The sequence below is a fragment of the Sphingobacterium populi genome, assembly GCF_001586775.1.
Lineage (GTDB): Bacteria > Bacteroidota > Bacteroidia > Sphingobacteriales > Sphingobacteriaceae > Sphingobacterium > Sphingobacterium populi.
In genome coordinates this window covers 1,014,423-1,028,576 of sequence record NZ_LQXS01000001.1, presented here as the reverse complement: position 1 = coordinate 1,028,576, position 14,154 = coordinate 1,014,423, and the positions used below count along the sequence as shown (strand labels likewise).

General features: G+C 44.5%; 6 protein-coding genes. All 6 read left to right on the top strand.

Features of this window, described 5'->3' with window-relative positions:
- The first annotated feature begins 31 nt into the window (after positions 1 to 31).
- Complete coding sequence (locus A0125_RS04025; protein WP_082784877.1) at positions 32 to 3,235, top strand: SusC/RagA family TonB-linked outer membrane protein; 3,204 nt, start codon at positions 32 to 34, stop codon at positions 3,233 to 3,235.
- An 11-nt stretch (positions 3,236 to 3,246) separates the two neighbouring features.
- The gene (locus A0125_RS04020) at positions 3,247 to 5,244 is read left to right on the top strand and encodes a RagB/SusD family nutrient uptake outer membrane protein (protein WP_066752395.1); all 1,998 of its coding nucleotides are present in this window, start codon (positions 3,247 to 3,249) and stop codon (positions 5,242 to 5,244) included.
- A gap of 283 nt (positions 5,245 to 5,527) precedes the next feature.
- Entirely contained in the window at positions 5,528 to 8,716 is a 3,189-nt protein-coding gene (locus tag A0125_RS04015) for a glycoside hydrolase family 2 TIM barrel-domain containing protein (protein ID WP_082784901.1), read from the top strand.
- 7 nt (positions 8,717 to 8,723) lie between these two features.
- Entirely contained in the window at positions 8,724 to 10,736 is a 2,013-nt protein-coding gene (locus A0125_RS04010) for an alpha-L-arabinofuranosidase C-terminal domain-containing protein (RefSeq protein WP_066752392.1), read from the top strand.
- Positions 10,737 to 10,756: 20 nt separating this feature from the next.
- The gene (locus A0125_RS04005; protein WP_082784876.1) at positions 10,757 to 13,147 is read left to right on the top strand and encodes a glycoside hydrolase family 127 protein; all 2,391 of its coding nucleotides are present in this window, start codon (positions 10,757 to 10,759) and stop codon (positions 13,145 to 13,147) included.
- 4 nt (positions 13,148 to 13,151) lie between these two features.
- A complete protein-coding gene (locus A0125_RS04000; protein WP_066752389.1) occupies positions 13,152 to 14,132 on the top strand; it encodes a glycoside hydrolase family 43 protein in 981 nt (326 codons plus the stop codon).
- Positions 14,133 to 14,154 lie beyond the last annotated feature (22 nt).

Genomic DNA, 14,154 nt, shown 5'->3' with positions numbered 1-14,154 from the left:
GGGAAAATATGAATCTTAATTACCAGAAAAAATGAGAAAAAATCGTTACCTCATTAAAAGCATCTTATTGATGTTTTATGTGATCGCAGTGGCACTCAACACCGCTTACGCGCAAAGTCGGCAAGTGAAAGGAACAGTTACTGCAGAAGGCCAACCTTTAGCAGGTGCGTCTGTGCAAGTGCAGGGTACGCAACAGGGAACTGCTACCAACGAACAGGGTGCATTTAGCATCGCCGTAAAAGCGACAGATGCATTAATCATTACTGCTATGGGCTACCAGCGGCAGAACATCAATTTAACCGATCAAAATGTTGGAGCCAATGGAGAATATACCCTCAATGTCGAGATGTTGACCTCCGGTGGCGATGCTTTAGAAGAAGTCGTCGTGGTCGGATTCGGAACGCAGAAGAAAACGAACTTAACAGGTTCGGTCGCTATTGTGGATGCTAAGCAATTGGAGAACAGACCCGTTCAAAGCGCCGTGCAAGCATTACAAGGCTTGGCGCCAGGACTTAATATCTCTCAAAACAGTGGTTCATTGGAAGCAGGTGCTTCGATCAACGTGCGAGGTTTGGGTACAATAGGTAGTTCGTCGTCCGCGCCACTGGTATTGATTGATGGTTCCGAAGGGTCGCTCACCGCACTAAATCCGCAGGATATCGAAAGCATTTCCGTGTTAAAAGATGCTGGGGCATCGTCCATTTACGGATCGAGAGCAGCTTTTGGGGTAATATTGGTTACTACAAAATCTGGAAAAGCGGGTAAAACTGTCGTCAATTACAACAATAATTTTCGTACGAACCGGCCAACTACTATGCCTTCCATGATGGACTCATACACATTTGCACAATACTTCAACCGCGCGGCAGTTAATGGCAATAGCGGATTGGTTTTTAGTGAATCACATCTACAACGAATATTAGATTATCAAAACGGTACGATCACCGGTTCTACTATTGTTGATCCTAATAATTCATCTCGGTGGGGTGAAGGATATGCCTATGGCAATGACAACGTAGATTGGTTCGACGTGATGTACAAAGATCAGGCATTTGCTCAGGAACACAACCTTAGCTTGAATGGAGGTTCGGAAAAAACGACATTTTATCTTTCTGGAAATGCCATGAAGCAAGGTGGTATGATGGCTTTCAATACCGATCACTACGATCGCTATGCCGTATCAGCCAAGATCAATTCGCAGGTTTCTGATTATTTTACAGTGGGTTACAATGCGAGATTAGTGCGTGAGGATTATCAACGTCCTGCCAACTTAACGAATGCGTTTTATGATGATTTGGGTCGTCAAGGTTGGCCAACGTTGCCACTTTACGATCCCAATGGCTACTTATTTAGTTCACCTTCTCCCGCTTTAGGTATGCGCGATGGTGGGCATGATAAATCAACTAAAGATTTCGTCTTTCAACAATTGCAATTGACCTTGGAGCCTATTGCTGGTTGGAAAACTGTAGGACAGATCAACTATCGCACTTCTACACAATTTAGACACTGGAATTCCCAGCAATTGTATAATTACGATGTAAATGGTGAACCGTACTTATTCAAACAATCATCTAACGTACACGAGTACGGATGGAAAGAAAACTACTATAATGCCAATGCCTACTCGGAATACGATAAATATCTAGGCAATCACCATATCAAAGGAATGGTTGGTTTTCAGGCAGAGTGGACCGGATACCGTAGTTTGAGTGCTCAACGCAATGGTATCATAGCACCTAACCAACCGGTGTTGGATTTGACAACCGGTACTGATCCTAACGGAGAATTAATCGTGCCGGCTGTTTCTGGACAATATCAAAATTGGGCTACAGCAGGTTTTTTTGGTCGTTTGAATTACGATTACCAAGAAAAGTACCTTTTTGAAGGTAACTTGCGCTACGATGCATCTTCTCGCTTCCGTCAGGGAACGCGTTGGGGTTGGTTCCCATCAGTGTCTGCTGGTTGGAATATTTCCAAAGAATCTTTCTTCGATAATTGGTCATCTACAGTAAATATGCTGAAGTTACGTGCTTCGTACGGAGAGCTAGGCAACCAAAGCACCAATGATTGGTACCCAACCTACGTGGTAATGCCAATTGGAGTAACTAATGGCGGATGGCTTTTGAATGGTACAGCACCAAATACAGCTAGCGCACCAGGTTTGGTAAGTTCGTTCCTAACTTGGGAATCAATCAATACAGCCAATATCGGCGTCGACTTTGCTTTAATGAGTAACCGATTAACAGGATCATTCGAGGTGTTTTCACGTAAAACATTGAACATGGTGGCTGATGCACCTACGCTTCCTGCTACATTGGGTACTGGCGTGCCACAAAGCAATAACACGGATCTAAAAACAACCGGATTTGAAGCGACCATTGGGTACAATGACCGTACCGCTGGTGGTTTTGGCTATGGTGCTAAATTCCTGCTTTCTGATTATCAAACTACCGTTACTCGTTTCAATAATGAAGCCGGTCAATTAGACAGATATCGTGTTGGGCAAAAGCTAGGCGAAATCTGGGGTTATGAAACCATTGGTATTGCCAAAACACAAGAAGAAATGGATGCTCACTTGGCAACTCTTCCAAATGGAGGTCAAAGCCGCTTAGGTCAGCAATGGGGTGCTGGTGATATTATGTACAAAGATCTCAATGGTGATGGCGTGATTGATTGGGGTGATGATACCGAAGGTAATCCTGGTGATAAACGCGTGATTGGTAACAATACACCACGTTATAGTTTTGGTTTGAACTTGAATGCAGATTACAAAAACTTTGACTTGAGTTTATTCTTTCAAGGTGTTGGAAAAAGAGACATTTGGCAGGGCGGATATTATTTCTGGGGAGCAACGTCAAACCAGTGGTTTTCCACTGGTTTGACGGCACACGAAGATTTCTTCCGTCCGGAAGGCGATCCATTAGGATCTAATCTCGACGCTTATTATGCTAGACCAGCATTTAACACGAGTAGAAATCAGCAAGTTCAAACCCGTTACTTGCAAGATGCCTCATACATCCGCTTGAAAAATATCATGTTAGGTTATACATTACCAGCGGGTACGATGGATCGTCTGGGAATTTCCAGAATGCGCGTATACATATCAGGTGAAAATGTATGGACTTCATCTAAAGTATCATCCGTATTCGATCCAGAAACAATCGATGGAGGTTCAAGCGGAACGGTGTATCCATTGAACAAAGTATGGTCAGCTGGTCTTAGTCTTACTTTTTAATTAGGGATATCATGAAATTGAATAATAAGTTTTTTACAAAATATATGCTCCTAATCGGAGCGGTGGCAGGTCTGAGTTCCTGCGAAAAGTTTTTAGACATAGAACCACCTTCCCAGATTATTCCCGAGAATTATCTGGAGGATGAAAGTCAATTAGCCGCATATACCATTGCGCGATACACCGAACTATTACCTTCACATGGCAACTGGTCTTACGGTACTTTCGGTATTGATGGTGGTACGGATAATATGGTAACTCCATCGGTCAACAATCGTTATGTACCAGGCCAACAACGTGTGGCTGCAAATGGAGGAGATTGGAGTTTTGGCGCTATATTTCAAGCAAATTATTACCTCAATACGGTAGTGCCTAAATGGCAAGCAGGTTCTATCTTTGGTACCTCTGCTAATATTGAGCACTATGTTGGCGAAGGATATTTTCTGCGTGCGATGGCCTACTTTCAAAAGCTGCAGGCCTTAGGTGACTTTCCAATTTTGAAAACCACCATGAACGATAGCGATCCGAATCTTTTGGTAGAGGCAAGCCGTCGTTCCCCGCGCAACGAGGTGGCACGTTTTATCTTGTCTGATCTGGATTCCGCTATTATGCTACTTAAAGTACAAGCACCAGGCGGGCGCAAACAGCGTATTGCGAAGCACGCGGCTTTACTTTTAAAGTCAAGAGTAGCTTTATATGAAGGCACTTGGTTGAAGTATTTTAAAGGTACAGCCTTTGTACCGAATGGTCCAGAGTGGCCAGGTGCAACCAAAGACTTTACTAGCAACTATCAATATCCATCTGGAGGTATTGATCAAGAAATCGATTTCTTTCTGACCGAGGCGATGTCAAGTGCGCAAGTAGTGGCAGATGAAGTAGCTTTAGTAGAAAATACCGGTATTATTGAATCTCCGGCAAATGAAAACCCGTATTATAATATGTTCTCTGCTGTAAATATGTCAACGTATAGCGAGGTATTGCTTTGGAGAGAGTATAGTCAAAGCGTGGTGACGCACAATGTGCCAGTCAATTCGCTTACAGGAAATTATGCTGTAGGTACGACACGTAGTATGGTTGAAAGTTTTCTAATGGCCAACGGTTTGCCAATTTACGCTACAGGGAGTGGATATCAAGGAGATGATTATATCGCCGATGTACGTGCTAATCGCGACGGACGATTGAATCTTTTCTTGAAAGAGCCTAACCAGCGCAATGTATTACTGAATAGAGGTGCTGGTAACACGGAAGTAGCTGTGGAGCCGACACCACAAATTCTGGCGACCAACTGGGAGCAAAAATATACGACTGGATATGCACTGCGAAAAGGTCTTTCTTACGACGCTATGCAGATGAATAATGGTCAAGGATATACGGGTAGTATTACATTCCGTGCTTCAGAAGCATACCTTAACTATATTGAGGCGTGTTACGAAAAGAATGGAAGTATAGATGGCAAAGCACAAGGTTATTGGAGAGCTTTGCGTACCCGTGCCAAAGTGGATCCGGATTATACCAAGACAATTGCTGCGACCGAGATGAGTAAAGAAACCTTGGATTGGGGGGCCTACTCGGCAGGAAATCTGATTAACCCAACCTTGTACAATATTCGTCGTGAGCGTCGCAATGAATTAATGGCTGAAGGTTTGCGTTGGATGGATTTGAAGCGGTGGCGTGCCATGGATCAGATGATACAAACGCCGTATCACTTCGAAGGTTTTAAACTTTGGGGCCCTATGGAAAACTGGTACGAGACAAGCGCTCTAGTATTTGGCGCATCCAATAGCAATGCTATAGTTTCCGATCCAGCTCGTAGTTCGTATTTACGTCCGTTAGAAATACAAGGCAGTTCGTTGGGTTACAATGGTGCACGCTTTACTATGGCTCACTATCTCGAACCAATTGCGGCGCTACATTTCATCCTCACTTCGGCGGACAATTCGGCGGCAACTTCCGTAATTTACCAAAATCCAGGATGGACCACAGCTGGTGGTTCAGCGCCAAACGGATTTTAAAAGATCGTTTTTATAGTTGTTTATTAGTAGCAGGCCATCGTAGTATGGTCTGCTTTTTTGTTTCGGCGCATTTTGTTTATTCTTTTCTTAGAAATCCTGCTCGTGTCATACATTCGTTACCAGTACTACGATCACCAATCCCATTCGGTCAATATACACCCTGTTTTGGGTAAAAATGTCCCCCTCCACAGCATGCATTTGCTTTTATCTTAGTGGTATAAACACATACTAGCCGATTTTCAATATTCGACCGCGTAGCGATATGCAGTCATTTTCAATCGATATGAAGAATAAATTGTATAAGATATTCGTTTTTTTTGCCGTATCTACGTTCGCTAGCGCAACCGCACTGGCGCAATCCAGTGTTACTTTAGTGGGATCTGGTGAGTCAAAAGCTACCCTTACCGATGCACAACGCAAAGGTATTCCATGGCTGGATGAGACGATCGTCGAAGTTAATCGGTTGCCGATGCGCAGTGATTATTTCGTGTACGAAAATCAGTCTGCCGCTAATAATGGAGATTGGAAACAATCCACAAATTATAAAAGTCTCAACGGTTCGTGGAAATTCAAATGGGTAGAAGCACCTGCAGATTTACCCAAAGGTTTTGAAAAGATCGATCACGACGATAGCCAATGGCCCAACTTTACTGTTCCGGGCAATTGGGAAATGAATGGCTATGGCTTCCCGATGTACACGACCTCCGGTTTTGAATTTACTTATTTGATCGGTCGTCCGAATCCACCGCACGTTCCGATGGATTTTAATCCTACCGCCGTGTATCGTCGGGAAGTAGAAATCGCTGATGATTGGGCAGACAAACATATAACGTTGCACATTGGCGCTGCCAAATCCAACTTGTCGGTATGGGTCAATGGCGAATACGTCGGTTACGGCGAAGATAGCAAACTACCTTCCGAATTTGACCTAAGTCCTTTTCTGAAAAAAGGTAAAAACCTCATCGCGCTAAAAGTCATGCGTTGGGGCGTGGCCAATTATCTCGAAGATCAGGATATGTGGCGATTGAGTGGTATTACGCGCGACTGCTATTTGCTGGCACGTAATTCAGAATATATGTATGATGTCGATATGGTGCCATCGCTGAACGACAACTACGAAAACGGAGTGCTGCATGCACAAGTAAAGCTCAATAAAGCTACAGATAAAGGGCATCAGGTATCATTCGTGCTAACGCGAGGCAAAGAAATTATCGGCCAGCAAACCGTTCCGGCAGCAAACTCTACGACCGTGAAAGTAGAAATTCCAGTCGCTAATCCCGCATTGTGGACGGCTGAAACACCAAACCTATATACTATCACCTCTACCTTGCTCGATGCGCAGGGCAATGTCTTGGAAGTTATTCCGACTAGGATTGGTTTTAGAAAGATTGAAATAAAAAACGGTCAATTCTTGGTGAATGGCCAACCCATTTTGATAAAAGGGGTAAACCGCCACGAAACCGATCCGAAGACAGGACAGGTGATCTCTCGCGAATCCATGATCAAGGATATTGAGTTGATGAAACAGTTTAATATCAACTCGGTCAGAAATAGTCATTACCCGAATGCAGAACTCTGGTTAGATTTATGTGACGAGTACGGTTTGTACGTCATCGATGAGGCCAATATCGAGTCGCATGGCATGGGCTACGATTTATCATACACGATGGCCAACCGACCGACATGGGAAAATGCACATGTTTCTCGTGTGACACGCCTGCAAGAACGCGATAAAAACCACGCTAGTGTGGTGATCTGGAGTATGGGTAACGAAGCGGGCAATGGCTATAATTTTTACAGAAGTTATGTCGCGATGAAAGAGCGCGATACCACCCGTCCGGTACAATATGAACGGGCTGTTGTCAACTATGGCGAATTACGATTTGATTGGAATACCGATCTGAATGTGCCGATGTACGCCAGTCCAGATGCGATGAAAAACTATGTAAAGCGCTACCCGAATCCGACCAAACCATTTATCCAATGTGAATATGCGCACGCCATGGGCAATTCACTCGGCAATTTCAAAGATTATTGGGATATCATACGTGAGCATAAAGGACATTTTCAAGGCGGTTATATTTGGGATTTCGTCGATCAGACCTTTCAGAAGATCAACGAGAAAGGCGATACCGTGTATACTTATGGCGGCGATTATGAACCCAAAGAAGCGATTACCGATTGGAATTTTGCTTCCAAAGGAATTTTTTATGCTAATCGTACGCCGTATCCGCATGCTTGGGAAATGAAAAAAGTCTATCAAGATATTCACACGAGCTTGTCGGGCGATGCAGCCGTGAATATTTATAATGAGAAGTTCTTTACCGATTTGAGCAATGTGAAAGCCGAGTTCGAAATCATCCGCAACGGCAAAAAAGTAGCCTCTTGGACCGTCGAACATTTATCCGTCGATCCGCAAGATACGATCACTTTGCCTTTCCAATGGGATAAGAAATTGGATGGAGAAACCTTCTTAAACGTTACCTACCGCCTTAAAACAGCAGAACCGCTGATTCCAGCGAATCATATTGTTGCGACGGAGCAATTGGCCTTAGGCGGGACATTCCCGACAACATCATCGGTAGTGGCAAATGGCAAATTATCCGCTCATCAAGATCCTTCTGGCATCGTCATAAAATCCAAAGATGTAGACATGCTCTTTGATGCGACGACGGGTGCGCTCAGTAAATTCGTGTACAAAGGCACTTCCTTGCTAGAGTCATCGTACTCGTTCAAAGCAAACTTTTGGCGCGCGCCAAATGACAATGATATTGGTGCCAAAATCCCGACCAAATTAGCCGCGTGGAAAGCAGCAACGCAGAAAACGGAAATAAAAGATATGCGCTTCGAGCTGAAGGACGATCTGGCGCACGTGACCGTGCAACAAGCACTTCCGAGTGTGTTCGCAACGTTAGAAATGAATTACGTGATTAATGCGGCAGGTGTCGTTTCCGTTTCGCAAAAGTTGGCCGTAGATACAGCACAGGAAATGGGAGTGCTGCCACGGTTCGGGATGCAATGGATCTTGCCGGCCGGTTTTGAGAACGTCGAATTTTACGGTCGTGGCCCACACGAGAATTACCTCGATCGCAATTTCAGTGCGCATGTTGGTCATTATCAGCAGACTGTCGATGCACAATATTTCCCTTACGTAATGCCCAACGAGACGGGCAACAAAACTGATCTACGTTGGTACAAAGTAACCAACAAGAAAGGTCGAGGCGTATTGATCGCAGCAGATAGTACCTTTAGCGCTAGTGCGTTGCATTATTTTGACGCAGATCTGGACGACGGCGAGAAACGTATACAGCGCCACGCGGCCGATCTAGTAAAACGACCACAAACACAACTAAACATCGATTTAAAACAAATGGGAGTAGGTGGTATCAACAGCTGGGGAGCATGGCCGTTGAAGCAATACCTCATTCCATATCAAAATTATACCTTTAACTTTCTAATTAAACCACTATAAACCTGTTATGGCAATTACCGGAAAACATATTTTCTCTCGAAAAAATCTCTTAAAAATAGCGCTGCTAGCTACTGCATTGCAGGTGCAATCCAATGATGTGTTAGCACAGAATCAAAAGACCTTTGTGGTAGATGTGAATCAGCCGAAAGGCGAGATCAATCCCAATATGTGGGGCATCTTCTTCGAAGATATTAACATGGGAGCAGATGGCGGCATTTATGCCGAGCTGATCAAAAATCGTTCTTTTGAATTTTTTAGACCAATGATGGGCTGGGAAAAGCTGGGTAAAAATACCGAAGCGAGCATGACCATCTTAAATCGGCAGGAAGAAGAACATCAAGCTAACCCACGCTATCTGCGCGTAGATACGCGAAAAGCAGATACCACGCTTGGGTTAAAAAACGAAGGTTTCCGCGGTATGGGAATCAAAGAAGGATTGGCTTATGATTTTTCCGTACTGTACCGTCAAGCCAATGCCGGCATTCGCGTCAAGTTAGAGTTATTGGATTCTACGGGTCAAGTAATTGGCGAAACAGCTTTTCAACCAACCGCAGATGTGCAAAACTGGCAAAGTGCTGAGGCACGTTTAGTGGCTACTAAGACAGATCCGAAAGGTTCTTTCCGCATGTGGTTTGAAGGTAACGGCGTGATCGACTTAGATATGATTTCGCTATTTCCAGAAGATACTTGGAAAGGACGCAAAAAAGGTTTGCGTGCCGATATGGTGCAAGCTTTGGCCGATCTCAAACCAGGATTTATACGTTTTCCAGGCGGCTGTATTGTTGAAGGATTTGACCTTTCGCAACGTTTCCAATGGAAGAAAACGGTGGGACCAATTGAAGATCGTCAGTTGATCATCAACCGTTGGAACACGGAGTTTGCGCATCGCTTAACGCCAGATTATTTCCAAACATTCGGCCTGGGATTTTATGAGTATTTCTTGATGGCAGAAGATATCGGTGCTGAGCCGTTACCAATTCTCAACTGTGGTATGGCTTGCCAATTCAATACGGGCGAATTAGTACCATTGGATGAGTTGGATCCTTATATTCAAGATGCCATCGATTTGATAGAATTTGCCAACGGTTCGGTGAACACCACATGGGGGAAAGTGCGTGCAGATATGGGACATCCAGAACCTTTTAACTTAAAGCTGTTAGGCGTAGGAAATGAAAACTGGGGACCTCAATATGTCGAACGCTTAGCCATTTTTCAAAAAATACTAAAGGAAAAACATCCAGAAGTCGAAATCATAGCGAGTGCAGGACCGTATTCTAGCGGAGAATATTTTGAATACTTGGACAAAGAGCTACGTACGATGAATGTAGATATTATCGACGAGCACTTCTACCAAGAACCAAAATGGTTCTTGAATAATGCCAAACGGTACGATAACTATGATCGTAAAGGACCAAAGATTTTTGCAGGTGAATACGCAGCACATAGCCGTGCCGCGACGCACGCAGAGCAGCGGAATAACTGGGAAGCTGCTTTGTCTGAAGCAGCATTCCTAACGGGATTGGAGCGCAATGCAGATGTCGTACAATTGGCTTCTTATGCGCCATTATTTGCGCATGCCGAAGGCTGGCAATGGAATCCAAACCTCATTTGGGTGGACAATATGAAAGTGTATCCTACACCGAGTTATTACGTACAAAAAGCATATTCGACTAATAGAGGAACACATATTTTGTCTTTGTTGGATCAAGGAGTTGCCGTTGCTGGTCAAGATAGCATCTACGCATCGGCAGTGCTCGATGAAGAACATCGTAACATTACCTTGAAGCTTGTAAATGTAAGTGGAGAAGCGAAACAAATCACGGTAAATCTGAATGGTTCACAAAAGTTAGATAAAAATGCACAAGTAGAATTTATCACAGCCAATGATCTAGGCGCATTCAATGCGGTAGGTAAAGAACTGCGCGTTGTTCCGCAGCAAACTACCTTACCAGTGAATAAGAAAAAAGTGGATTTGCCGATGCAGCCACATGCTTTTTATACCATTAAGATCAAGTATTAGATCTGAGCAATCGACGAGCTATGTTTAGAAAACGGAATGTATATTGGATACTTGCTTTTGCTGCTTTGACGGTTTCGACCGTTGAGGCACAAGACGGAGCGGTAAAGTTGCTTCCCATCAAGCAGGTGCGGTTGTTAGAGAGTCCATTTCTAAAAGCGCAATCGCTTAATCGTGATTACTTACTGGCCTTAGATGCCAATCGCTTACTCGCTCCGTTTCTTCGAGAAGCAGGTTTGCCTGCAAAAGCAGCGAGTTATACCAATTGGGAAAACTCTGGCTTAGATGGCCATACTGCCGGACATTATTTATCAGGTTTAGCGTTGTTGTACGCATCCACTGCTGATAAAACAATACAGGAACGATTAGAATATGTACTTACCGAATTGCAGCGCTGTCAAGACGCGCTCGGCACCGGATATATTGGAGGCGTGCCGGGTAGTACTGCGCTCTGGCAGGAGATTAGCAATGGTGATATTCGTGCAGGTAATTTTGATTTGAATGGCAAATGGGTACCGTTGTACAATATTCATAAAACCTTCGCTGGTCTGCGCGATGCCTATCAGGTAGCCGGTTATTCGGCGGCCAAAGACATGTTGATCAAGATGACCGACTGGGCGGTGAATGTGACCGACGGATTGAGCGATGCGCAAATGCAAGATATGCTACGAAGTGAGCATGGCGGGCTCAATGAGATTTTTGCCGATGTCGCTTTGTGGACAAAAAATCCAGCGCACGCTCGATTAGCAAAACGCTTTACACAAGAATCATTTCTCCAACCATTATTAAGTCAGGAAGATCACTTGACAGGAATGCATGCCAATACGCAGATTCCAAAAGTAATCGGCATAGAGCGCGTTGCCGACTTGGAAGATCAAGATGCTTGGCACGATGCCGCACAGTTCTTTTGGGAAACGGTGGTGCAGCATCGCAGTGTGGCGATCGGAGGGAATAGTACGTACGAGCATTTTCACCCTTCGGATGATTTCTCGAGCATGATTAGTAGTGTAGAAGGGCCAGAAACCTGCAATACTTACAATATGCTTAAGTTGAGTGCGCAACTCTTTCAGCGCACCGGTGATGTGCGCTACGCGGATTACTACGAGCGCGCGCTGTACAACCATATATTATCTTCACAACATCCACAGCACGGCGGATTGGTTTATTTCACGCCGATGCGGCCAGCACATTATCGCGTATATTCGCAACCTCAAACAAGTTTTTGGTGCTGTGTAGGCTCTGGATTAGAAAGCCATTCGAAATACGGCGAATTTATCTACGCGGAGCAGGATCAAGCGCTGTGGGTCAATCTATTTATACCTTCTGTATTGACTTGGGAGAGCAAAGGTGTGCGCCTAGTACAGCAACACCAATTCCCGAATACAGATACCGTTAATTTTAAAATACACGCTGATAAAGCGCAAAAGTTTACCCTACATCTACGAAAGCCAAAATGGACAAAAGGGGAGCACATCTCCCTTTTTGTCAACGGCAAAAAACAAATCATTCAGGATACTACGAATGGTTACTTAGCCGTGGAGCGCAAGTGGAAAGATGGCGACGAGGTCAAATTAGTGTTGCCGATGCATGTAGAACTGGAAACATTGCCAGACAATTCACCGTATCTCGCATTTAATTATGGCCCAGTGGTATTGGCGGGTACGAGTGCTGCACAAGAAGATATTGTCGGATTGCGTGCAGACGATAGTCGTGGTGGTCATATCGCCAAAGGCAAGCAAGTATCTGCTACGGAGATTCCCTTATTGGTTGGCGATACAGAAAGCTTAGCGCATTCGGTCGATGTCATTTCGGCAAAGGAACTTCGTTTTGCACTGCAAGCGCAAAATGCAAATGGAGAGATGCAGACGCAAGTATTGCAGCCATTTGCCCAAATTCATGATGCACGCTATCAGATTTATTGGCCCTATGCCGAATCGCAGCAAGAAGCCACACGTTATTTTGCAAGCGTGAGCGATGCATATCAGGAACGATTAGAAAAACTGACCATTGACCAAGTGCGTGTAGGACAACAACAACCTGAGTCCGATCACGGTATTCGTTCTGAAGCTTCGTCTACAGGGGCAGACAACGGTACGCAATGGAGAATGGCAACAGGTTGGTTTGGTTATCAATTAAGTAATCCATCTGCTGATGCAAAGTACCTGTATGTACATTATTTCACCGAAGGAGTTTATGATTTTACCATCACGGCCAATGATCTTCCGATCGCTACGATTCGATCTAAAGCGGGAGAAACAGCGCAGCAACAAATAATTGCTTTACCAGCTACGCTGAAATCCGAGCAAGAAATCACACTCCGTATCACAGCTAATGATGCAGCAAGCACTGCCAAATTAACAGATGTACGCCTGCTGAAAGACAATCCATCAGGTGGCCGCGTAAGTAATTTTTAATACTATGAAAAACACGTTAAAACGAATGAGAAAATCATACATTGGTTTGATAACTGCTCTGGTATTTGGGTCGTTTTCGCCCATTTTCGCACAGGAAGCCGTCAAAACATTTACCGCTCAAGGCAATCCATTGATTACGGACAAATATACGGCAGATCCTGCTGCGCTGGTGCAAGGCGATACGTTGTGGCTTTATGTTGGCCACGATTTGGCTGGCGGACAAACCAAGTACGTGATGAAAGATTGGTTGGTGTATTCTACAACCGATATGAAAAACTGGACCGAGTATCAAGTGCCTTTAAAAATAACGGACTTTGCTTGGGCCACGAGTGGCGATGCTTTTGCTGGGCACGTGACCGAGAAAGACGGTAAATATTATTGGTACATCAGTACCAATTGGACCGGAATCGGCGTAGCGGTATCCGACTCACCGACAGGTCCTTTCAAAGATGCTTTGGGCAAACCGCTGTTGACCAATGACGATTGTTTCGCATCGAGCCATGCATGGGCATGTATCGATCCAGCAGTCCATATCGATGATGACGGCCAAGCATGGATCTTTTGGGGAAATCGCGAATGCTATTATGCCAAGCTAAAAGACAATATGATCGAAATCGATGGAGAAATCAAGCAGATTAAATTTGATCAGCTTGACTTTACCGAAGCACCGTGGGTGCACCAGTATAAAGGAAAATACTACTTGACATACGCTTCGGGTTTTCCAGAAAAAATCGCTTATGCGATGGGCGATCGCATGGATGGTCCATACGAATACAAAGGTATTCTGAATGAAATTGCGGGTAATAGCAATACCAACCACCAGTCCATTGTAGCGTTCAAAGGCGAGTGGTATTTTATTTACCACAACGGAGGGATCCAGACAGATGGTGGCAGTTATAGCCGCTCGGTTTGTATCGATCGCCTGTTTTACAACGAAGATGGAACTATCAAACGAATACAGATGACCACCGAAGGTATTCGATAGAGCCACCATTTTAACCATCACT